This is a genomic window from Rathayibacter sp. AY2B7, from assembly GCF_002931635.1.
Lineage (GTDB): Bacteria > Actinomycetota > Actinomycetes > Actinomycetales > Microbacteriaceae > Rathayibacter.
This window is the reverse complement of the sequence record NZ_PSUC01000005.1, coordinates 56,711-77,663: the sequence shown is the minus strand read 5'-3', so window position 1 is coordinate 77,663 and position 20,953 is coordinate 56,711. Positions and strand designations below refer to the sequence as shown.

The following is a 20,953-nucleotide window of genomic DNA, read 5'->3' as shown; positions in this document are numbered from 1 at the left end:
GCCGTCGCTCCAGACCCGCCGCTGCGGATCGGGTGCGCTCGGCTGCGGCGCGGCGGCGCTGGTCGAGGAGTCGTTGCGGTCGAAGAAGCCCATGGAGGGACGGTATCGGCTCGGGCCGACCTGCCGTCCCTCCTTGACACCCCGCCCGCGCCGCGGCGATGCGGGGGTCAGAGACCGGCGGGCTTCTCCGGCGTGCGCAGCCAGGCGTCGAAGAAGTCCGCCAGGTCGGAGCCGGAGACGTTCTCGGCCAGGGCCTGGAAGTCGGCGGTCGTCGCGTTCGAGTAGCGGTTCTCGGAGGCCCAGCGCTTCAGCAGCACGCCGAACGCGTCCGCGCCGATCCGGTCGCGGAGGGCGACGAGCGTCAGGCCGCCGCGGGCGTAGACGGGCGCGTCGAAGAGGCCCGCGGCTCCGGGGTCGGCGACGGCGGTCGACCAGAACGGGTCGTCGGCGGGAGCGGCGGCGACCCGGGCGGCGGACTCGGTGACGCTCGCGCCGCCGGTGTGCTCCTCCCAGAGCCACTCGGCGTAGGTCGCGAAGCCCTCGTTCAGCCAGATGTCGGACCAGGTCTCCGGCGTGACGCTGTCGCCGTACCACTGGTGCGCGGTCTCGTGCGCGACGGTCGACTCGTCCGCGCCGCCGGAGTAGAACGAGCGGCCCTGGGTCTCGAGGGCGTAGCCGATCCGCTCGTCGTCGACCACGGCTCCGGCCGAGCGGAACGGGTACGGGCCGAAGACGGAGGAGAAGTAGTCGATGATCGCGCCCTGCTTCGCGAGCGCCGCCTCGGTGCGGGCGCGGGTGTCGCCGGTGATGTCCCGGTCGATCGCGTCGATGGTCGTCACGCCGCCCTGGGTGGAGCGGACCAGGTCGTAGTCGCCGATGTTCACCATGGCGAGGTAGCTCGCCATCGGGCTGGTCTCGACCCAGCGCGAGGTCGTCCACCCCTTCGACGTGGTGGGGGAGCCGACCGGCAGGCCGTTCGCGACCACCGTCCGGCCCTCCGGGACCGTGATGCTGAAGGTGTAGCGCGCCTTGTCGGCGGGCGAGTCGTTGACGGGGTACCAGGTCGAGGCGCCGTCCGGCTCGCTGGCGACCAGGGCGCCGTCGTCCGTCGACCACCAGCCGAAGGGGGCCCCGGTGCCGTCGACGGGGTTCCCGGTGGTCCCGGCGTAGTCGATGCTCACCAGCGCGGGCAGGCCCTTCCGGAGGGTCCGGGCGGGCGTGACGGTCAGCTCGTCCCCCGACTGCGAGAACCGGGCGCCCCCGGCGTTGACGGTGACCTTCGAGACGGTGAGGCCGGTCAGGTCGAAGGAGAGCGAGCGCAGGTCCTTCTGGGGCGCGAGGGTGACCACGGCCCTGCCGCCGAGGGCCCGGGTCGCCGGATCGTACTTCAGGACGAGGCTGTAGGTGAGGGCGTCGAAGCCGCTGCTGCCGAGGCCGGGGAAGTACGGATCGCCGGCGCTGGTGCCCCCGTCGACGGCGCCCGCGCGGGCGGCGGGGGAGGCGATGGCGGCGGGTGCGAGGAGGAGGGAGGAGGCCACGAGCGCGCTGAGCGCGGCTGACGCACGGAATGTCATGTCCGCACGCTAGCGGGCGGGCGTTTCGTGCGCGTGTCGGCACTGTGCCGAGGAGAAGCCCCGTCGATCGACGGACGGGCGATCCCGTGCGCCCCGATGCGGAGGAGGTGCGGAATCCGTTGTGGCCACAGAGCATCGCACGGTGGAATTACCCATTCGAGCGGTCGAAGCCGCGCGGATCGTTGCGGCGGCGACGGATTCCGCACTACAGTCGCCGTGTTCATGCAGGTGCATGGGGTGCGGTACCCGAAGCCGCACTGCACCGCCCTGCTCGGAGCAGACGCCTCCGCCGGGAGGGATGACGATCCTCTCTCCCGGCGGGAGGCGGACCGGGCGGATCCGCCCGGCCGCCGCCGGCGCTAGGCCGGGACGCGCACCGTCAGCCCGCCGGGCTCGATCCAGGTGCGGAACGCCGAGGTCGAGCCGAACGGGTCGCCGTCGAGCTCGATCTCCTGCGCGTGCTCGAGGCGGACCGTGAGGTCGCGGCCCTTCACGTACCGCAGGGCCGACACCTCCTTGGTCAGGCCCATCAGCTTCTTGCCGACGACGCCGCTGCGGCGGAGCACGCCGTTCTCCCACACCACCTTGAAGATGATCTGCACCCAGCCGAAGAAGCCCTCGGGGCGCAGCAGGACGATGTCGAACTCGCCGTCGTCGACGGCCGCGTCTGGCAGCAGGAGGATGTTCGCCGGCAGGGCGCCGCAGTTGCCCACGATGATCGTGTGCGCGCGCACCTTGCGGGTCTTGGAGCCGTCGAGGCGGTAGCGGAACTCGAGCTGGTTCTTGTCGAGCAGGGCCTTCCGCAGCGCGTCCACGTAGGCGAGCCAGCCGGCGCGCTTCTTGAGGTCGTCGTCGGTGTTGGCGAGCATCTTCGCGTCGATCCCGAGGCCCGCCATCACGACGTAGGCGTGGCGGTCGCGGCCCGTGGAGGTCTCGATGTCGATCATCCCGACGTCGATCGCCCGGTCCTGTCCGGAGAACGCGACGGTCAGGGAGTTGTCGATGTCGTCGAGCGTGAGGTTCAGGTTGCGGGCGAGCAGGTTGCCGGTGCCGGAGGGCAGCAGCGCGAGCGAGGCGTCGGAGCCTCGGAGGGCCTCCGCCACGACGCGGACCGTCCCGTCGCCGCCGGCCGCGATCACGACGTCGGCGCCCGCGGCGAGGGCCTCCTTCGTCTGACCGGCGCCGGGGTCCTCGACGGAGGTCTCGTACCAGAGCGTCTCCTCCCAGCCAGCGGCCTCCTCGGCGCGCTTCACCGCGGCCTTCACGGACTCCACGTCGACCTTGACGGGGTTGTAGACGAGGGCGGCACGGCGGCGCTCAGGCATCGTCGCGGCTCTCGTCGAGCTCGTCGCCGTTCTCGTCGACACGGCCCGGACGCACGGCGGCGTCCTCGCGGATGTCGATGCGGGTGTCGCCGGCCTCGGTGGTCGAGACCTCGATGCGCGGGGCCGCGTCGGCCTCCGTCGCCTTCGGGGCGCTGGTCAGCTGGTCGTGGCGGTCGTCCGCGCTCTGGTCGGTCATGCCTGGACGGTAGCAGCGGGCGATCCGCGCCCGCGCGGGCTTGCGTCAGCGGCCGCGCGCCGCCTGGAGACCCCAGAGCACGAGCGGGATCTGGAGCGGGAGGCGCAGCAGCGTGATCGCCCGGGTCCGCGGCCGACGGGCGTCCCGCGCCATCTGCACGTTGCCGGGGAGGACGGCGGCCATCAGGGCGGCGGAGGCGAGACCGCCGGCCGCGCGGGTCCGCGGGTGCAGCGTCGCGGCCGCGCAGACCAGCTCCGCCGCTCCCGAGACGAGGACCCAGCCGCGCGCCGAGCCGGGCATCCCGCGCGGGACCACCGCGTCGAAGGTCCGCGGGTGCACCAGGTGGACGACTCCCGAGACCGCCATCGCCGACACGAGCACGAGCGGTCCCAGGCCCAGGCGGCTCATCGGCCCTCCGCCCCGCGCTCGAGCGGAGCGACGTGGTCGAGGATCCGGCGCCACTCGCGCACCAGCGCCAGCCGGCCGGCTCCGTCGACCGTCACGGTGCGCGCCCGGGCGAGGCGGCCGCGGTACCAGCGGCCGTCCTCGGCGCTCGCCACCGGGTCCGCGTCGCCGTGGACCAGGAGCGTCTCGGCGGTCACCCGGTCGAGGTCGTCGGCCCAGGAGCCGTCGCGGAGCGCTGCGAGGTCGGTCGCGGCGCCGCTCGGGCCCTGCCGCCAGCCCTCGGCGAGCATCCGCTCCAGCCGGTTGCGCAGTCCGCCGTGGGTGGCGAGCACCGGGTCGTCGGAGTCGATCCCGAGCGCGTCCAGGCCCGGCTGCGTCTGCGGGAGGGCGGCGGCGATCGCGTCGGCGTCCTCCCCGCGGAGTGTCTCGCGCCGCTCCCACGCGCTCGTGGGGTGCACGATCGCGCCGGCCTGCGGGGGCGCGGGGGTGCCGACCAGCGCGAGGCGGTCCACGAGGTCGGGGTGCCGGGCCGCGAGCGAGAGCGCGAACGCGCCGCCGGAGCCCCAGCCGACCACGCCGACGCTGCCGAAGCGGGCGCCCTCGACCATGCGGGCGGTGCGCTCGGAGCGGCGCAGGTACTCGGCGAGGTCGTCCGCGCGGTCCTCGACGCGGCCGTGAGCGGCGTCGACCGGGTCCGAGGCGCCGTAGCCGGGGCGGTCGAGGATCAGCAGGTGCAGGCCCCACGGGCCGGTGACAGTGGGGTCGGGGTCGAAGCCGCCGGCTCCGGGAGTGGGGTGGCAGAACACCACCAGCCGGTCGGCGACGGGGTCGCCCGCCGCCGAGACGCCCATCCCGCGGCCGGACCGCAGCTCGAAACGGTGGTTCGCCATGTCGCCTCCCGGGTGCGCCGAGGGTCGGCGCGTCGCCCCCAGTCAAGCGGAGACGGCGGCCCGCGCGCTGGGCCTTGTGCCGGAGCGGGAGCAGTCGGACGCGTCCGGAGCGGGCGCGCTCGATGCGGCCTTCGTCGCGGAGCGCGGCGACCTCCCGCCTCTCGTCGTCGAGTCGATGGACGGGGTCCTCGCGCTCGTCTCGGGACTGCGTCCGTGACCCCTTCCCCCCCCGCGGAGGTCGACCCCCGTGGCAGGCGGCCGGCCGCCGCCCAGCGTGCTGGGAGCGGGCCGGCACCGGCTCCGTTCCGTGCTGCCGCGGATGATCGAGCAGGGGCGGGGCAGCGTGATCACCACCTCCTCCGTCGCCGGCGCACCGTCCGTTCGCCCGATGTCCATGTGACGCCGCGGAAGAGGGGAGCGAGGATGAAGGCGTGTCCCGTCGCCTCCTCCTCCCCGTCGCCGGCGTCCTCGCCGCGGCCCTCGCCGCCGGCGGGCTGACGCTCCTCGTCTGGACGATCGACGAGACGCCGTTCGCGCGGCCCGACGCCGGCTTCGACCGTCTGACGAGCGAGGTCGCCGCGGTGCCCGGAGTCTCCCTCGACGGCGCCGAGCGCTGGGTCGAGGCGCCGGCGTTCGGCCCGCCGACCTCGTGGGTCGGGGTCGCGGTCGAGGAGCCGGCGCTCGCCGACGCCCTCGCGACGGCCTGCGCGACCGAGTACGCGGATCCGGTGCTGTGGTCGTTCCGGGTGACGTCAGCAGGCGGGAACGCCCTCTCCTTCGCGGGCGCGGAGGAGCCGACCCGCGCGTGCCCCGCTCCCGCTGTCGACGCGTCGGGCCTGCTCGACCGGATCGACGGCCTCGGCCGCGGCCTGGAGCTGCACGCGTCGCTCCGCGAGGGGGCCTTCGCCCTCGACTCCTTCGAGGACGTCTCCGGCGGGCTGCCCGCGCTGCTCCCGATCGTCCGGGCGGCGGAGGACCTGCGGGACGCTGCGGGAGCGGAGCGGGGCGCCCCGGTCGAGATCTCCGGCCCGTGGGCCGCGATCACCGTCGGTCCCGGCGAGCAGGAGCGGACCGCCGCGCTGCTCACGACCCTCGTCGAGGAGCACGGCGTCACCGCCTACTGGGCGACCGAGAACGGCCTGCGGATCGTCGCGCCCGACGTCGGGCACGCCGCGATCGAGGCCGCCGTGCGCGACTCCGGGCTGCCGGTGGCCGACCGGCCCCTGCGCGTCGAGGCCGACGAGTCCTGACGCCGGGCGGCCGTCATGCGCGCCAGGCCGCCAGCTCCTCCGGGGTCGCCAGGACGCGATGGGTCGGCGAGAGCTCGTGGACGCTCCCGGCCGAGTAGTCGATCCCGAGCGCGACCGGGTCGTACGGCTCGGAGGGGGCGCGGCGGCGCATCGCGCGCGGGTCGGCCGAGAGCACGGCGCGCAGCAGCGAGCGGGTGTAGGGGTGCACGGGGCCGGAGAAGATCTCGGCGGTCGTGCCCGTCTCGACCAGGTGGCCCTTGTGCATGACGCCGATCCGGTCGGAGATGTACTTCACCATCGCGAGGTCGTGGGCGATGAAGAGGTACGCGGTGCCGAGCTCCTCCTGGAGCGCGCGCATCAGGTTCACGACCTGCGCCTGGATCGAGACGTCGAGCGCCGAGACGCACTCGTCCGCGATCACGAGGTCGGGCTGCATCACGAGCGCGCGGGCGATGCCGATGCGCTGCCGCTGGCCGCCCGAGAACTGGTGCGGGTAGCGGTCGGCGTGGGAGCGGTCGAGGCCGACCTTCTCGAGGATCGCGTAGACCTTCTCGTCGCGGTCGGCCGCCGAGGAGTACCGGCGCTGAGTGGTGAGTCCCTGCGCGACGATGTCGAAGACGGTCTTGCGCGGATTGAGGCTCGACATCGGGTTCTGGAAGATCATCTGGATGCTGGAGCGCAGGTGGTCGCGCTGGGCGGCGTCGAGCCGGCCGCTGATCGTGCGGCCCGCGAGCACCACCTGGCCGTCGGTCGGGTCGATCAGCCGGATGATCGAGCGGCCGATCGTGGACTTGCCGCTGCCGGACTCGCCGACCAGCCCGAAGGTCTCGCCGCGCCGGATCTCGAAGTCGACGCCGCCGATCGCGGTCACGTGGTGCCGCCGGCCCAGCCGGAACACCTGGGTGAGGCCGCGCACCGAGAGCAGGGCGGGCGCGGAGTCGGGCGTCGGAGCGAGTGCGGTCACGGGGTCGGTCCTTCACTGGGGGCGAGCATGGCGTCGATCTTGGCGCGCAGCGGCGCCGGCATCTCGACCGGGGGAGCGGAGGGGTGGCAGAGCCACGAGGCGACCCGGTGCCCGCCGCCGACGTCGAAGAGGGGCGGCTCCTCGACGAAGTCGATCTCGAGCGCGAACGGGTTCCTCGGAGCGAAGGGGTCTCCCGGCGCGCGGTTCACCAGGCTCGCCGGGCTGCCGGGGATGGCGAACAGCTCGGGGGAGTCGGTGGTCAGGTCCGGCATCGCCGAGAGCAGGCCCCAGGTGTAGGGGTGCCGCGGGTCGTAGAAGACCTGCTCGGCGGTGCCCTGCTCGATGATCCGTCCGGCGTACATCACGCTGACGTGGTCGGCGACGGTCGCGACGACTCCGAGGTCGTGGGTGATGAAGATCACCGAGAGCCCGCGGTCCGCCTGCAGGCGCTTCAGCAGCTCGAGGATCCGCAGCTGGATCGTCACGTCGAGCGCGGTCGTCGGCTCGTCGCAGATCAGCACGTCCGGGTTGCACGACAGCGCGATGGCGATGTTGACCCGCTGGCACATGCCTCCGGAGAGCTGGTGGGGGTACTGCTTGAACCGCCGCTCCGGATCGTCGATGCCGACCTCGCCGAGCAGCTCCACGGCCCGGGCGCGCGCCTCGCGACGGCCGAGCCCGAAGTGCTCCTGGATCCCCTCCATCACCTGCTTGCCGACCGACATCGTCGGGTCGAGGCAGGTCAGGGCGTCCTGGAACACCATCGCGATGCGGCGACCGCAGATCTCGCGGCGGATCGCCGACTCGGGCATCGCCGCGATGTCCTTCGTGGTCACCGTGCCGTCGTCGCTCCGGTGCGAGAACTCGATGCTGCCCGCGGTGACCCGCTGGTTGCGGGCCATCAGGCCGAGGATCGCGCGCGCCGTCACCGACTTGCCGCTGCCGGACTCGCCGACGATCGCGACCACCTCGCCCTCGTGCAGGTCGAAGCCCAGTCCGCGGATCGCCTCCACGCTGCCGCCCTCGTTGTCGAACGAGATCGCCAGATCGCGCACCGACAGGAGGACCCTGCCGCGCTCCGATCCGGCCGTGTCCTGACGGGTCGTGCCCGTGCTGCTCTCGGTCATGTCAGTGGCCTCTCGAGTGGGACAGTCGCGGATCGGTGGCCTCTTTCAGCCCGTCGGCGACGAGCGTGAACGCCACCATGAGCAGGCCCAGCACGACCACGGGGACGATCACGAGGAACGGGTAGGAGAGGAACGACTTGTAGCCGACGCTGACGAGCGAGCCGAGCGAGGCCATCGGCGCCTGGACGCCCAGGCCCACGAACGACAGGTACGACTCGGTGAAGATCGCGGACGGGATCGAGAACATGCTCATCGTCACGATCGGGCCGATGATGTTCGGGAGGATCTCGACGAACACGATCCGGCTGTCCCGCGCTCCGAGGGTGCGCGAGGCGAGCACGTACTCCTCCGTCTTCTGGCGCAGCGCCTGCGCGCGGCTGACGCGGCTCATCGCGAGCCAGTTGCTCAGCAGGAGGCCGAAGACGATGGCGCCGATGCCCGGCCCGACGGCGACCACGAAGAGCGTCACGATCACCAGCTGCGGGATGCCGGAGAGCACCTCGACCACGCGCTGCATCGCCGAGTCGGTGCGACCGCCGAAGTAGCCCGAGACCAGGCCGTAGGTCATGCCGATGACCACGTCGATCGCGAAGGCGATCACGGCGATCAGGAGCGAGACGCGGGTGCCGCTCCAGACCCGCGACCACACGTCGCGACCCAGCTCGTCGGTGCCGAAGAGGAAGTAGGTGCCGGGCGGCAGGCCCGCCGCGGCGTACGCGTCCTGGCCGTCGCGGGTGCCGTCGAGGATCCCGAGGCCCTCGAGCAGCGGCACGCGCGGCGGGAGGAAGCGCGAGCCGACGTCCGCGCCTCCTCCGGCCGCGGGGAAGAAGGGGACCACCAGGCTCAGCACGACGATGACCACGAGCAGCACCAGGCCGACCATCGCGGGCCAGTTGCCGCGGAAGCGCCGGGCGATGTCGCGGCCGCCGCCGCGGATGATGCGGGTGGAGGTGGTCGGCGGGCCGGCGGGCCGGTTGCCCGGCGAGACGAGGCGCAGGCCCTCGGGCGGGACGCCGGCGTCGAGGCCGGCCGTGGGGGAGACGCGGTCGCTCATGCTGCCTGTCCTGCCAGTCGGATGCGGGGGTCGATCAGTCCGTAGAGCACGTCGACGAGCAGCATCACGAGGATGTAGATGATGCTGTAGACGAGGCTGATCGCGATGACGATGTTGTAGTCGACGTTCTGGATCGCCGTGAGCAGCAGCTGGCCCAGGCCCGGCGCTCCGAAGATCTGCTCGATGACGACGGAGCCGGTGATCAGGCCGATCAGCAGCGGCGAGAGCACCGTGATGATCGAGACCAGGGTGTTGCGCAGCGCGTGCCGGCCGATCACCTTGGAGGGGCCGATGCCCTTCGCCTTCGCCAGGAGGATGTAGTCGCTCTCGAGGCAGTCGAGCATCTCGGAGCGGGCGTAGCGGGCGGTCACCGCCATCACGTAGGCGGCGAGCGAGATCGTCGGCAGCACGCTCGAGGTGAAGGGGTCCGACTCGGAGTACCGGATCGGCAGCAGCTTCCACTCGAAGCCGACGAAGTAGACCAGCAGCAGCGCGATGACGAACGACGGGACGCTGAAGGCGATCACCGAGACGAACGTCGAGAGGTTGTCGAACCAGCCGCGCGGGCGGATCGCCGAGACGATGCCGATCAGCAGGCCCAGCACCACGCCGAGGACGAGGGCCTGCAGGCCGATGCGGATCGTCACGGGCAGGCGGCTGCCGAGCATCTCCGAGACGGGGAAGTCCGGGATGAGGTTGTACGAGATGCCGAAGTCGCCGCGGGCGAGGTTCACCAGGTAGGTGCCCAGCCGCAGGAGCACCGGCTCGTCGAGCCCGTACTTCTGCGTGAGGAGCGCCTTCTGCACCGCGTCGAGCTTCTCGCTGTTGAAGGGCGAGCCCGGGAGCAGCTGCAGCAGCGCGAACATCACGATCGCGATCGCGACGATCGTGAAGACCGAGGTGAGCAGCCGGGTGGCGACGTACTTCGTCACCGGCTCGACCCCTCGGCGAGCACGGCGCGCTCGCCGTCCTCGGGGATGCCGGCCCAGGAGCGGGCGTGGAACTGGGTCAGCCCCACGCGCACCAGGGCGCGGCGGGCGAGGGAGTCGATGATCTCCTCCACCGAGGCGGGCCGCGTGTAGAAGGCGGGGACCGGCGGCGCGATGATGCCGCCCGAGCGGGCCACCGCGTCCATCGCGGCGAGGTGGCCGCGGTGCAGCGGCGACTCCCGCACCATCAGGAGCGTCGGCACGCCCTCCTTGAGGCAGACGTCGGCCGCCCGCGTGATCAGGTTGTCGGCGAGGCCGTAGGCGATGCCGCTCAGGGTCTTGATCGTGCAGGGCGCGATCACCATCGCCGTGGCGGGCGTGGACCCCGACGCGATGGAGGCGCCGATGTGCGCGGGCCGGTGGGCCGTGTCGGCGAGCGCCTCCACCTGCTTCTGGGTGAGGCCGCACTCCTGGTCGAGCGTCATCGCGCCCGCCTTCGAGACGATGACGTCGCTGCGCAGCCCCGGATCCATCCGCAGCAGCTCGAGGATGCGGACCCCGATCCCGACTCCGGAGGCGCCGGTGATGGCGACGATCACGCGGCCGGGAGGCTCCTGGCGGGTGCGGTTCATGCGAGGCCTTCCTTGTCGAGGGTGAGCACGGACTGCGCGAGCGCGTGCACGCCCACCGCGATGTCCGTGATCCCGGTGTACTCCTCCGGGCAGTGGCTGCGGCCGTCCTGCGAGGGGATGAAGATCATGCCGATGGGTCCCAGTCTCGCCATCTGCACCCCGTCGTGCCCGGCTCCGCTGTAGAGGCGGGCGGCGGGGTGGCCGAGGCGCTCGATGGAGCGGCCGATGCCGTCCGCGAGGCGGGGGTCGATGGCCGTCGGGCGCTCCCAGGGCAGCCAGGTCACCTCGTGGCCGAGGCCGCGGGCCGCCGCCTCGGAGGCCGCGGCCTCGGCGATCTGCTCGCGGGCGAGGGTGAACCAGCCGGGGTCGGGGCTGCGGAACTCCGCGGTGACCAGGGCGCTCTCGGTGACGACGCTGGTCGCCTCCGGAGTGAACGTGACGGAGCCGACGGTGCCGACCGCCTCCGCGGCCCGGGACGCGATGCGCTCGACCGCGAGGACCACTCCGGCCGCGGCGCAGCCGGCGTCGTGCCGCAGCGCCATCGGCATGGTGCCCGCGTGGTCGCGGCGGCCCGAGAAGAGGGTGCGGAACCGCGAGATGCCCGCGATCGAGGTGACGACTCCGAGCGGCAGCCCCTCGCGCTCGAGGACCGGGCCCTGCTCGATGTGCAGCTCGAGGAAGCCGAGCACCTCGTCGGGACTCCAGCGGGTGCCCGAGAGCGGGTCGGACCAGCCGGCGGCCTCGAGGGCGGCGCCGAGGGTGCGCCCGGTGTCGTCGGTCGCCGAGAGGTGCTCGCCCGTGAGGGAGCCGGCCAGCGCGCGGCTGCCCAGGCAGGAGAGCTCGAAGCGGTTGGCCTCCTCGTTGTAGAAGTCGACGACGCGCAGGTCGTGGTGGAGCCGGATCCCCGACTCCTGCAGCAGGCGCGCCACCTCGATCGCGCCCAGCACGCCCACGACGCCGTCGTAGCGCCCGCCGCCGTCCACCGTGTCCGTGTGCGAGCCGATCACGATCGCGCGGCGGGCGGCTCCCGTGCCGGCGAGGGTGCCGATCACGTTGCCGATCCCGTCGATCCGGACCTCCAGGCCCGCGGAGCGCATCCGCTCGGCGACCCAGTGGCGGGAGTCGGTGTCGACCTCGGTCATCGCCACGCGGCTCCAGCCGGGGCGCGAGGAGTCGACGAGGCGGGCGATCTCGTCGAGGTCGAGGGCCAGCCGGCCGGCGTCGGGGAAGCGCACATCGGGGGTCATCGCGGGTCCTCCCCGTCGTCGGCCAGGGAGCCGTGCACGACGACGGCGGGGCGGAGGGCGACTCCGTCGGCGACGAGGGCGTCGCGCACGCGGCGGAGGACGTCCCCGGGCGGGACGGCCAGCTCGGCGCCGAGGGCGCGGTCGCCCTCCTTGCGGGTCGCGTCCATCCCGACCTTGGTCACGGTGCCGCCGATCTGCATCGGCACGTTGCGGTCGGTGGCGACCCCGTCGACCAGCATCAGGTCGCGGTCCCACCGCATCCGGCTCGTCCGGGCCCAGTGCACGTGCTCCATGTCCCAGGCGTCCACGTCGGAGTCGACGACGGTGACCTGCTTGACCATGCTGACGGCCGCGAACGCGCCGAACATCACGCGCTTGGCGGTGCCCGGACGGCCGTTCGCGATCGCGACCACCACGTCGACGCGGCCGCCGCCGGAGTGCGTGACCGCCACGTCGACGATGTCGCAGCCGACGTTGCACAGCGCGTGCCGGATGCCGGCGGCGATGGGCAGCGCCGCGATGTAGCTGTGCTCCGAGGAGAGGCCGGGCAGGATCACCTGGACCTCGGGGGACTCGCGGCGGGTCACGGCGGTGACCTCGAGGGTGATGCCGTCGCCGTAGTCCTCGTACATGCCGTGGTACTCGTTCACGAGGCCCTCGTGCACCGGCCGGTCGGCGTGCAGGATCCCCTCGATCACGATCTCCGCGTCGGCGGGGACGAGCACGTCGCTCGTCGTGGCCCGCGCGACCCGCACCTCCTCGCCGAGCAGGTGGGCGGCGTGCTCCAGCTCGTCGTCGCCCAGGGCGAGGTAGCAGCAGGCGGCGAGCTGCACGGCCGGGTGCGCGCCGAGGACCACGGCGACGGGGAGCCCGCCGACGGCCGCGGCCGAGCGCGAGAGCGCGGTGAGGTGGTGGTTCGGCGCGATCCCGACGAAGCCGGTGGTCGCGTCGAGCGGCTTGATCCGCGCGTAGGAGGCGTTGCGGTGCCCGGTCACCGGGTCGAACGCCACGATGAGCCCGGCGGTGAGGTAGCCGCCGGAGTCCTTCTCGAACCAGACCGGAGCGACGACCTCCTCCCACACGGACGCGGCGGGCAGGCGCACGGCCTGCACCGGAGCGTCCTCGACCACGCGCACCGGGGTGCGGTCGGCGACCGCGGCGGTGAGCCGGTCGAGCAGCTCGTCGACGCGGCAGCCGACGGCGCGGGCGATCCGCTCGCGGCTGGAGAGCACGTTGCCGACGACCGGGTGGGCCGAGCCGGCGACCGAGGTCAGGCGCACGGCCGGGCCGCGGTCCAGCAGCGCGAGCACGCTCGCCAGCTCGAAGCGGGCGTCGACGGTGCGCTCGAGGGTGACGAGCTCGTCGGCGGGCAGCGCGTCGACGAAGGCGCGGAGGGACTGCTCGCCCATCAGGCGGCCCTCGCGACGAAGCGTCCGTCGCCCGGCTCCGCGAGCAGGCCCTCGGCCCGGCTGAAGACGGGGGTGCCGCGGACGACGGTGGTCTCGAGGCGGCCGGGGAAGGACATCCCGGCGTAGGGGCTCCAGGTGGCGGTCGAGAGCATCGGGGTGTCGTCGATCACGGTCGTGCCGGACGGGTCGACGACGGCGAAGTCCGCGTCCAGGCCCGCCTCGATCGCGCCCTTGCGGTGCCCGAAACCGAACGCGCGGGCGGGGTTCGTCGCGAGGACCTCGGCGGCGCGCAGCAGCGAGAGGCGGCCGCCGAGGTAGCCGGCGCCGACCACGATCGGCAGCAGGGTCTGCACGCCGGGCGCTCCGGAGGCGTTGTCGAAGATCACGTCGGCGCTCTTCTTCGCCAGCGGCCACGGCGCGTGGTCGGAGGTCACCAGGCCGATGCGGCCGTCGGCGAGCGCCTCCCACATCCCGCGGGCGTGCTCGGCGGTGCGCAGCGGCGGGTTGATCTTGCCGAGGGCGCCGAGCCGCTCCATGTCGTCCTCGGTGAGGACGAGGTAGTGCGGGCAGGTCTCCAGCGTCGCGTCGAGCCCGCGGGCGGCGCTCGCCGTCACGAGCTCGACGGTGCCGGGGAGGCTCGCGTGGAAGATGTGGAAGGGCACGCCGGCCGCCGAGGCGAGCTCGAGCCCGAGCGCCACCGAGGAGGTCTCGGACACGGGCGGGCGGCTGCGGACGTGGTCGAGGGGGGCGGTGCGGCCCGCGGCCCTCGCCGCCGCGACGAGGGCGCCGATGATCTCGCCGTCCTCCGCGTGCACGCCGACGCGGACGCCGCGCTCGGCCATGATCGCGAAGGCCTCGAGCAGCTGGTCGGAGGGGATGCGGGGGAAGCGGATCGGGTCGGTCTCGAACAGCGAGACCTTGAATCCGCAGACGCCCTCGTCGATCATCCCGGCCACATCCCGCGCGCCGTCCCCGGGGCGGACCGTGCCGTGCAGGGCGACGTCGACGACGGCCTCGCGCTCGAGGCGCTCGCGCTTGGCGACGACGGCGGCGGCCGTGTTCACCGGGCTGCCCGCGTCGTAGGGCATGTCGAGGATCGTGGTCACCCCGCCCGCGGCGGCGGCCGAGGTCGCGCCGGTGAACGTCTCGGCCGGCTCCGAGAAGGCGTGGACGTGCGCGTCGACCGCGCCGGGCAGGACGAGCATCCCCGCGCCGCCGATCACGACCGAGGCCTCCGCGAGGGCGCGCGCCGCTTCGCGTCCGCCGAGCACGGCGGCGATGCGGCCGTCCTCGACGACCACCGCCCCGTCCTCGATCACGGCGCCCGGAGTGACGACGCGGCCGTGGACGACCGTCCCGCCCGCGGTCACCGAACGGCTCCGATGCGCGCCTCGACGGCGGTGAGGACGGTGCCGAGCACGACCATCGCCTGCGCGTTGATCATCTGCTCCGACTGGTAGATGTCCTCGCGGGTCATCGGCACGATCGAGCGGACCGCCTCGTAGGCGGCCGTGCTGCCCTCGCCGAGCGCCCGGTCCTCCAGGTGCGGCGACGCGAGGTCGATGCCCTGGGTGGCGAGGATGAACTCCACTCCGAGGATCACCTGCGTGTTGTGGATGATGCTGCGCGCCTTCCGCGAGGAGAAGGTGCACATCGAGACGTGGTCCTCCTGGTTCGCCTTCGTCGGGATCGAGTCGACGACGGAGGGGAAGCACAGCACCTTGTTCTCGGAGGCGATGGCGGCCGCCGCGCAGTGCACGATCGAGAAGCCCGTGTTGAGGCCGAGCTGGCCGCCGACGAGGTTGAGCGGCAGGCCGTAGCTGAGGTTGGGGTCGGTGAGGCGGAACGAGCGGCGCTCCGAGATGGCGCCGATCTCGGCGACCGCGATCGCGATGAGGTCGGCCGCGACGCCGATCGGCTCGCCGTGGAAGTTGCCGCCGGAGAGGACGTCGTAGCCGCCCTCGCCGTCCGGGAGCACCAGCGGGTTGTCGGTCGCGGCGTTGGCTTCGCGCACCAGCAGCGTCTGCGCGAACAGGAGCGACTCGCGGGTCGTGCCGTGCACCTGCGGCGCGCAGCGCAGCGAGTAGGCGTCCTGCACGCGCGGCTTGTAGACGCCGCCGACGCGCTGCTCGTCCGGGAGGCGGAGGCGGCGCGCCTCCTCGACGGTGCGCTCGCTGCCCGCGGTGAGGGCACGGACGTTCGCGGCGACGTCGACCTGGCCGGGGGCGTTGCGGGCGAGGTGGATGCGCTCGTCGAACGCGTCGAGCTCGCCGCGGATCGCCTCGAGCGAGAGCGAGAGGGCCACGTCCGCCTGGCGGGTGAGGCTCCACGCGTCGTGCAGGGCGAGGCAGGCGGTGGCGAGCGAGATGGTGGAGCCGTTGATCAGGGCGAGGACGTCCTTGGGCTTGAGCTCGAACTCGGTGGCGAGCCCGGCCGCCGTGAGGGCCTCGACGGCGGGCATCCGCACGCCGCGGTGGTAGGCCTCGGCCTTCTCGTGGCCGACCATCACGCTGACCATGTGCGCGAGGGGGGCGAGGTCGCCCGAGGCGCCGACCGAGCCCTGGCCCGGGATGACCGGGAGGACGTCGGCGTTGAGCATCGCGATCAGGCGGTCGATGCACTCGATCCGGACGCCCGACATGCCCTTGGCGATCGCGTTGGTGCGCAGCAGCAGGAGCGCGCGGGTCTCGTCGAGGGGGAGCGGCTCGCCGACGCCGGCGGAGTGGGAGTTGATGACCAGGCGCTGGAAGCGGGCCTGGTCCTCGGCGGGGACGCGGACGTCCATCAGCCGGCCGAGCCCGGTGTTGATGCCGTAGATGGCGGGGGCGTCGGGGGCGAGGAAGTGCTCGTCGACGTAGGCCCGGGCCTCGTTGGTGACCCGGCGGGCCTCGTCGCTGAGGACGACCTCGGGGAACGTGCCGTCCGAGAGCCCGCGGGCGACGAGGGCGATGTCCTCGATCGTGAGCGTGAAGCCGTCGATCTCGACGAAGTCGGGCTGAGAGGAGCCGATCGTGGCGGTTCCGCTCGTCTGTGCCAGTTCAGTCATGGGAGTGAGTCTCTTTCGTTGATCCGGCTTCGGAGCCTCGGTCGTTCGGTGGTAGTGGCTCAAGTCTGCATAGAACGCGAGCGAGCGGCAAGTCGGCCGAACAGAAGCGCCGATGCGACGCTGCTTCCGAAGCGGATTCGGCTGCGTGCGGCAGTGAGGGCTCCCGGCCGAACGATGTTCGGCGCCGCGCCCGTCGCGCCCCGCGCACGACGAAGGGCCGCCCGCCGCGCTCGAGGCGCGGGCGGACGGCCCTGCAGAGGTGCGGTCGGGCTCAGCCGGCCGGGGCCGTGTGCACGGTCCGCGGGTCGTTGAACGACTGGACGCGGCCCGAGAACTCCGACTCGAGGTCGAGCAGCTCCTGCGCGGCGAAGAACGCCATGCCGCTGTGGCCCGGGTACTCCTCCGGCATCAGCTCGTTCGAGTAGGTGTTGCCCATCTCGGCGAGGTTCGCCCGGCCGGCCTCGATCATCCCGGCCATGGACGCCTTCATCGTGAAGTGCATCGTGACCAGCTGGAAGCCCAGCTCCGCCAGCTGCGCGAACGACATCTGCTCGAGGCCGCGCTTGGCGTTGATGTCGGCGAACATCTTCAGCCCCGGCACCCGGCGGGCCACCTCGGCGGCGTCCGCGAGGGTCGTGACGTTGACCACGACCGTCGCGTGCGCTCCGAGGGCGACGCAGTCGATCATCCGCTGGATGCCCTCCTCCAGATTCGCGCTGCCGTAGTTGCTGCGCGCGATCACCATGCAGTCGGTGCCCTCGACGGCGCGGACGGCGGCCCGCACCTTCGCGTAGTACTCCTCGCGGGGGATCATGTTGTCGGCCGAGACGTCCCGGGCGTAGCCGGGCTCGAACTCGTCCTCCATCAGCACCGCCATCGCGCCGGCCTTGGCCACCCGCCTGCAGGTCTCGTAGACCTGCAGGGGACTCGCGCCGAAGCCGTCCTCGATGTCGACCGCGAGCGGCAGCGGCGACATGTCGACGATCCGCTCCACCGCCCAGAGGAGCTCCTCCAGCGAGAGTAGTCCGAGGTCGGGGATGCCCTTCATCGACATCGACACCTCCGATCCGCTCAGCAGCATCGCCTCGAAGCCGGCCAGCTCGACCGCTCGGGCGGAGGAGCAGTCGAAGACGCAGGGGGCCAGGACGCTCCCGGACTCCATCAGCTCGCGCAGGGTCCTCGTCGCGGTCATCGTGCCGTCTCCTCTCGGGGGGTGGTCCGCATCAGTCGTCCTTCGTGACGAGGCGGTAGTTCCAGGTCAGGCTCACGTTGCGGACCTCCATGCCCTGCACGGCGGGGTTGATCAGCATCGCGATGCCGTTCTGCACGGTCGGGATCACCGCCACGTCGCCCATCAGGATGTCCTCCGCGTCGTGCAGGCTCTGCCAGCGCGCCTCCGGCTGGGAGAGCATGTCGGCGGTGCGGGCCGCGGCGATGATCGAGTCGTACTCCGGGTTCGCATAGCCGCCGAAGTCGCGGGCGGAGGTGGAGGACAGCAGCTCCAGGAACGCCATCGGATCCTTGTAGTCGGGGCCCCAGCGGAAGAGGTAGAGGTCGAAGTCGCCGGCCGTGGCCTGCTCGTTCGCCGTCGCCTTGGGCTGGCTGGTGAGCTCGATGCTCAGACCGGGCAGGTTCGCCTCCCACTGCGAGGCGACGTACTCGGCCTGCGCGATCGAGGCCTCGTCGTCCCAGTAGGAGAGCTTCAGGCTCACGGAGTCGGTGCCCAGGGCGGCGAGGCCCTTCGTCCAGGCGGCCTGCGCCGCGTCGAGGTCGTAGGCGAGGTAGCTGCCGCCCGTGTCGCGGAACTGCTTCCCGTCGGGTCCGACCGCCAGGTTCTGACCGACGAAGTAGTCGGCCGGCTGGGCGCCGTTCTTCAGCACCTCGTCGGCGAGCGCCTCCTTGTCGAAGGAGGTGGCCAGCGCGGTGCGGATGTCCTCATTCGCGAGCGCCGGGTTCTGGAGGTTGGGGTAGAAGTACCACATGTGCACCTCGAGCGCCGTGGTCAGCTCGGGGGAGTCGGTGTAGCGGTCGATCAGGCTTCCGGAGATCTCGGTGAAGTCGAGGTCGCCGCTCTCCTGGAGGAGCGCCGCGGTCTGCGAGTCCTTCACGACCTGCCACTTGATCGCGTCCAGGTCGATGCCGGAGGCGTTCCAGTAGTCGGCGTTCTTGGCGACCGAGAAGTTGTTCGCGAAGTCCCACGAGTCCCAGACGAAGGGCCCGTTGTAGATCGTCGTCTCGGGGGTCTGGCCGTAGGTGTCGCCCACGCTCTCCAGGTAGGCCTGGTTCACCGGGAGGAACGCCGGCCGCACCAGCAGCGCCTGGAAGTAGGGCACGTCCGCGGCGAGCTGCACCTGCAGGGTCTTGTCGTCGAGCGCCGTGACGCCGAGCTGGGTGTAGTCCATCCCCTCGTTGACGATCTCGTTCGCGTTCTTGATGCCGGCGGCGACCGCCTCGTTGCTGTTCGGGGCCGCGGTGGCCGGGTTCACCAGGCGCTTCCACGAGTACTCGAAGTCCTGCGCGGTGACCGGCGTCCCGTTGCTCCACGACGCGTCGCGGATCGTGAAGGTGTAGGTCAGGCCGTCGTCGGACTTCTCGACGCTCTCCGCCATCAGCGGGTCGATCTGGCCGTCGGCGTCGAGCGTGTAGAGGCCGTCGAAGACGGCGGTGAGCACCTCGTTCGACATGCCGTCGTTCACCTTGTGCGGATCGACGGCCTGCAGGGGGAGCAGCTTGCCGACGGTGAGGACGTGGGAGGACGTGCCGGCCTGACTCGACGACGTCGAGTCGGTGCCGCAGGCGGACAGCAGGCCGACGGCCGCGGTCATCGCGACCGCCGCCATCAGGAGCTTCGGGAGCCGTTTCATGGGAGGAGGTACCCCTTCGTGTGTGGTGCATCGGGAGACTCGGGGGAGTCGGGAGGGTGCGGCGTCATCGAGGGGACTGGCGCATGCGTTCGGTGATCTCGCAGAAAGTCTGCACGTCGATGCCCGTTGAGGCAAACGGTCTGTATCCTGTACAGCGATTCCTACTCTGGCCGCACAGAAGCGGCTCACCCCCGCGAAAGGTGTCTCCCTTGCCGAACATAATTAGGCCGGTCCGGCTCGACGAGGTCGACCGCGCGATCATCAACGTCCTGGTGCAGGACGGGCGCATCCCGAACAAGGAGCTGGCCGACCGGATCGGCCTCGCGCCCTCCTCCTCGCTGGCCCGGGTGCGGGCGCTGATCGAGAGCGGAGTCATCTCGGGCTTCCACGCCGAGGTCGACGCGCGCCTGCTCGGCAAGGGCATCCGCGCGATCCTCCGCGTCCAGCTGCGCGAGCACTCGCGGGCCGAGAACGCCCGCTTCGCCGAGGCGATGTCGAAGCTGCCTCAGGTGGTGAACCTGTGGCTGGTCGCGGGCGAGGACGACTACCTGATCGAGGTGGTCGCCGCGAGCCCCGACGAGCTGAGCGACTTCGTCCTCGACTGCGTCACCTCCGATCCGGTGGTCGCCGACACCTACACGACCCTGGTGTTCTCCCGCTGGCGCGGCGTCGGGCCGATCCCCACCGACGACGACGCGTGAGCGCCGAGCGCCTCCGCCGGCTCCTCGAGGGCGAGGTGCTGCTCGACACGCACAACGACCTGCTCTGCGGGCTGCGGCGCTACGAGGGGTACCGCGTCGAGGGCTTCGACCGGCCCCGTCCGGAGTTCCACACCGACCTGCCGCGGCTGCGCGCGGGAGGCGTCTCGGCGCAGGTCTGGTCGGTCTTCGTCTCGGCGCTGCAGAGCGAGGGCGACGCGGTGGCCGCGACGCTGGAGCAGATCGACGCCGCGTACCGGTTCGCCGCCGCCCACCCGCGCGACCTGCGCATCGTGAACACGGTGCGGGAGGCGGAGCAGGCGGTCGCCTCCGGCCGGATCGCCTCCTTCCTCGGGATCGAGGGCGGCCACTCCGTCGCCTCCTCCCTCGGCGTGCTCCGGATGCTCGCCCGGCTGGGCGTGCGGACGATGACGCTCACGCACAACAGCTCCCTCGACTGGGCGGAGGCCGCCACCGGCACCCCGGTCGAGGGCGGGCTCACGGCGGACGGGGTGGCCGTCGTCCACGAGCTGAACCGGCTCGGCGTCGTCGTCGACCTCTCGCACACCTCCGAGCGCACCCAGCTCGCCGCGCTCGCCGCCACCTCCGCTCCCGTCCTCTACTCCCACTCCGGAGTCGCGGACGTCGCCGCGCATCCGCGCAACGTCTCCGCCCGGGCCCTCGCGGCGCTCGCCGCGAACGGAGGAGTGCTGCAGATCGCCTTCGTCGCCCAGTTCGTCTCGCGCGCCTTCGCCGACTGGTCGGCCGAGGCCGACGCCGCCCGCGCCGCGCTCGGGCTCACCACGTCGATGCCCTGGCCCCGCGCCCCCCGCCCCGCCGAGGCGCCCGAGGACGCCGCGCGGGCGAACCGGGCCGCGTTCCCGGTGGCCGACCCCGCCGCGCTCGCCGCCTTCGAGCAGTGGCGCCGCGCGCATCCGGCGCCGCTCGTCACCGTCGCGCAGGTCGCCGACCACGTCGACGCCGCCCGCGAGGCCGTCGGGTCCCAGCACGTCGGCCTCGGCAGCGACTTCGACGGCGTCGCCGACCTGCCCGAGGGGCTCGGCGACGTCTCGGGCTACCCGCGCCTGCTGGCCGAGCTGGCCGACCGCGGCTGGAGCGACGCGGAGCTGCTCGACCTCGCCGGACGCAACACCCTGCGCGTGCTCCGCGCGGCGGAGGAGGCCGCCGAGACCCCGGAGGACGCGCGCGCCTGAGCGCCTGCGAGGCCCGGATCCCGCCTCCTGGACCCGCGACCCAGGGAACGCTGGCAGGATGTACGGGACGGTCGGTGCGCGAGAGCGCGCCGCACGGACGGCACCGCCCGCTGAGAGCGGCCCCGCCCG

The 20,953-nt window shown here is 72.6% G+C and carries 20 protein-coding genes; 4 read left to right on the top strand and 16 right to left on the bottom strand.

All coding sequences use genetic code 11. The features are described 5' to 3' along the window. Nucleotides 1-167: 167 nt before the first annotated feature. From C5C27_RS02115 to C5C27_RS02095, 5 genes are all read right to left on the bottom strand, one after another. Nucleotides 168-1,574, bottom strand: coding sequence for a M1 family metallopeptidase (locus C5C27_RS02115; protein ID WP_104256475.1), 1,407 nt, complete (start codon nt 1,572-1,574; stop codon nt 168-170). A gap of 359 nt (nt 1,575-1,933) precedes the next feature. After that, nucleotides 1,934-2,899 carry a diacylglycerol kinase family protein gene (locus tag C5C27_RS02110; protein ID WP_104239585.1) on the bottom strand — a complete coding sequence of 322 codons (966 nt, stop codon included), beginning with the start codon at nt 2,897-2,899 and terminating at the stop codon, nt 1,934-1,936. Next, the gene (locus C5C27_RS02105; RefSeq protein WP_104222930.1) at nt 2,892-3,095 is read right to left on the bottom strand and encodes a multidrug transporter; all 204 of its coding nucleotides are present in this window, start codon (nt 3,093-3,095) and stop codon (nt 2,892-2,894) included. The genes C5C27_RS02110 and C5C27_RS02105 overlap by 8 nt, the downstream gene beginning before the upstream one ends. 45 nt (nt 3,096-3,140) lie before the next feature. Beyond that, nucleotides 3,141-3,503, bottom strand: coding sequence for a hypothetical protein (locus C5C27_RS02100; protein ID WP_181133419.1), 363 nt, complete (start codon nt 3,501-3,503; stop codon nt 3,141-3,143). Further along, nucleotides 3,500-4,390, bottom strand: coding sequence for an alpha/beta fold hydrolase (locus C5C27_RS02095; RefSeq protein ID WP_104239584.1), 891 nt, complete (start codon nt 4,388-4,390; stop codon nt 3,500-3,502). Before C5C27_RS02095 ends, C5C27_RS02100 begins: the two co-directional genes overlap by 4 nt. Between C5C27_RS02095 and C5C27_RS17670 the strand changes: the two genes are divergently transcribed. Both C5C27_RS17670 and C5C27_RS02090 read left to right on the top strand, forming a co-directional pair. Further along, nucleotides 4,389-4,607 carry a hypothetical protein gene (locus C5C27_RS17670; protein WP_146079587.1) on the top strand — a complete coding sequence of 73 codons (219 nt, stop codon included), beginning with the start codon at nt 4,389-4,391 and terminating at the stop codon, nt 4,605-4,607. The genes C5C27_RS02095 and C5C27_RS17670 overlap by 2 nt on opposite strands. Nucleotides 4,608-4,821: 214 nt before the next feature. After that, on the top strand, nt 4,822-5,640 hold the full coding sequence (locus C5C27_RS02090) for a hypothetical protein (RefSeq protein WP_104313441.1): 819 nt from the start codon (nt 4,822-4,824) through the stop codon (nt 5,638-5,640). Nucleotides 5,641-5,653: 13 nt separating this feature from the next. On the opposite strand, the gene C5C27_RS02085 is transcribed toward C5C27_RS02090, so the two are convergent. The 11 genes from C5C27_RS02085 to C5C27_RS02035 form a co-directional block, all read right to left on the bottom strand. Then, complete coding sequence (locus C5C27_RS02085) at nt 5,654-6,604, bottom strand: ABC transporter ATP-binding protein (protein WP_104313439.1); 951 nt, start codon at nt 6,602-6,604, stop codon at nt 5,654-5,656. Continuing rightward, nucleotides 6,601-7,731 carry an ABC transporter ATP-binding protein gene (locus C5C27_RS02080; protein ID WP_104313437.1) on the bottom strand — a complete coding sequence of 377 codons (1,131 nt, stop codon included), beginning with the start codon at nt 7,729-7,731 and terminating at the stop codon, nt 6,601-6,603. The genes C5C27_RS02085 and C5C27_RS02080 overlap by 4 nt, the downstream gene beginning before the upstream one ends. A 1-nt stretch (nt 7,732) precedes the next feature. Beyond that, entirely contained in the window at nt 7,733-8,785 is a 1,053-nt protein-coding gene (locus C5C27_RS02075) for an ABC transporter permease (RefSeq protein ID WP_104238807.1), read from the bottom strand. After that, nucleotides 8,782-9,717, bottom strand: a complete 936-nt coding sequence (locus tag C5C27_RS02070) for an ABC transporter permease (protein ID WP_104238808.1) — start codon at nt 9,715-9,717, stop codon at nt 8,782-8,784. The genes C5C27_RS02075 and C5C27_RS02070 overlap by 4 nt, the downstream gene beginning before the upstream one ends. After that, complete coding sequence (locus C5C27_RS02065; RefSeq protein ID WP_104238809.1) at nt 9,714-10,346, bottom strand: UbiX family flavin prenyltransferase; 633 nt, start codon at nt 10,344-10,346, stop codon at nt 9,714-9,716. Before C5C27_RS02065 ends, C5C27_RS02070 begins: the two co-directional genes overlap by 4 nt. After that, nucleotides 10,343-11,593: a M20 family metallo-hydrolase gene (locus C5C27_RS02060; protein WP_104313435.1), complete on the bottom strand. Its 1,251-nt coding sequence runs from the start codon at nt 11,591-11,593 to the stop codon at nt 10,343-10,345. The genes C5C27_RS02065 and C5C27_RS02060 overlap by 4 nt, the downstream gene beginning before the upstream one ends. Continuing rightward, complete coding sequence (locus tag C5C27_RS02055; protein ID WP_104313433.1) at nt 11,590-13,002, bottom strand: UbiD family decarboxylase; 1,413 nt, start codon at nt 13,000-13,002, stop codon at nt 11,590-11,592. The genes C5C27_RS02060 and C5C27_RS02055 overlap by 4 nt, the downstream gene beginning before the upstream one ends. After that, entirely contained in the window at nt 13,002-14,372 is a 1,371-nt protein-coding gene (locus C5C27_RS02050; RefSeq protein ID WP_104313431.1) for a dihydroorotase family protein, read from the bottom strand. The genes C5C27_RS02055 and C5C27_RS02050 overlap by 1 nt, the downstream gene beginning before the upstream one ends. Then, on the bottom strand, nt 14,369-16,048 hold the full coding sequence (gene hutH, locus C5C27_RS02045) for a histidine ammonia-lyase (protein WP_104238813.1): 1,680 nt from the start codon (nt 16,046-16,048) through the stop codon (nt 14,369-14,371). Before hutH ends, C5C27_RS02050 begins: the two co-directional genes overlap by 4 nt. Nucleotides 16,049-16,319: 271 nt before the next feature. Continuing rightward, nucleotides 16,320-17,240, bottom strand: a complete 921-nt coding sequence (locus tag C5C27_RS02040; protein WP_104238814.1) for an oxaloacetate decarboxylase — start codon at nt 17,238-17,240, stop codon at nt 16,320-16,322. A gap of 31 nt (nt 17,241-17,271) precedes the next feature. Further along, nucleotides 17,272-18,912 (bottom strand): peptide ABC transporter substrate-binding protein, encoded by a 1,641-nt coding sequence (locus tag C5C27_RS02035; protein ID WP_104281325.1) that lies wholly within the window; start codon nt 18,910-18,912, stop codon nt 17,272-17,274. A 209-nt stretch (nt 18,913-19,121) separates the two neighbouring features. Here C5C27_RS02035 and C5C27_RS02030 point away from each other — a divergent pair, with 209 nt between their 5' ends. Together C5C27_RS02030 and C5C27_RS02025 are read left to right on the top strand one after the other, a co-directional pair. Further along, nucleotides 19,122-19,613 (top strand): Lrp/AsnC family transcriptional regulator, encoded by a 492-nt coding sequence (locus C5C27_RS02030; RefSeq protein WP_208543320.1) that lies wholly within the window; start codon nt 19,122-19,124, stop codon nt 19,611-19,613. After that, nucleotides 19,610-20,824 (top strand): dipeptidase, encoded by a 1,215-nt coding sequence (locus C5C27_RS02025; protein ID WP_104313429.1) that lies wholly within the window; start codon nt 19,610-19,612, stop codon nt 20,822-20,824. Before C5C27_RS02030 ends, C5C27_RS02025 begins: the two co-directional genes overlap by 4 nt. Nucleotides 20,825-20,953: the final 129 nt, after the last annotated feature.

Coding starts and splice junctions, on each gene's coding strand:
- C5C27_RS02060 (WP_104313435.1), bottom strand. CDS start 11,593: ATGACCCCCGATGTGCGCTTCCCCGACGCCGGCCGGCTGGCCCTCGAC.
- C5C27_RS02055 (WP_104313433.1), bottom strand. CDS start 13,002: ATGGGCGAGCAGTCCCTCCGCGCCTTCGTCGACGCGCTGCCCGCCGAC.
- C5C27_RS02095 (WP_104239584.1), bottom strand. CDS start 4,390: ATGGCGAACCACCGTTTCGAGCTGCGGTCCGGCCGCGGGATGGGCGTC.
- C5C27_RS02115 (WP_104256475.1), bottom strand. CDS start 1,574: ATGACATTCCGTGCGTCAGCCGCGCTCAGCGCGCTCGTGGCCTCCTCC.
- hutH (WP_104238813.1), bottom strand. CDS start 16,048: ATGACTGAACTGGCACAGACGAGCGGAACCGCCACGATCGGCTCCTCT.
- C5C27_RS17670 (WP_146079587.1), top strand. CDS start 4,389: ATGTCGCCTCCCGGGTGCGCCGAGGGTCGGCGCGTCGCCCCCAGTCAA.
- C5C27_RS02100 (WP_181133419.1), bottom strand. CDS start 3,503: ATGAGCCGCCTGGGCCTGGGACCGCTCGTGCTCGTGTCGGCGATGGCG.
- C5C27_RS02040 (WP_104238814.1), bottom strand. CDS start 17,240: ATGACCGCGACGAGGACCCTGCGCGAGCTGATGGAGTCCGGGAGCGTC.
- C5C27_RS02080 (WP_104313437.1), bottom strand. CDS start 7,731: ATGACCGAGAGCAGCACGGGCACGACCCGTCAGGACACGGCCGGATCG.
- C5C27_RS02065 (WP_104238809.1), bottom strand. CDS start 10,346: ATGAACCGCACCCGCCAGGAGCCTCCCGGCCGCGTGATCGTCGCCATC.
- C5C27_RS02035 (WP_104281325.1), bottom strand. CDS start 18,912: ATGAAACGGCTCCCGAAGCTCCTGATGGCGGCGGTCGCGATGACCGCG.
- C5C27_RS02105 (WP_104222930.1), bottom strand. CDS start 3,095: ATGACCGACCAGAGCGCGGACGACCGCCACGACCAGCTGACCAGCGCC.
- C5C27_RS02110 (WP_104239585.1), bottom strand. CDS start 2,899: ATGCCTGAGCGCCGCCGTGCCGCCCTCGTCTACAACCCCGTCAAGGTC.
- C5C27_RS02075 (WP_104238807.1), bottom strand. CDS start 8,785: ATGAGCGACCGCGTCTCCCCCACGGCCGGCCTCGACGCCGGCGTCCCG.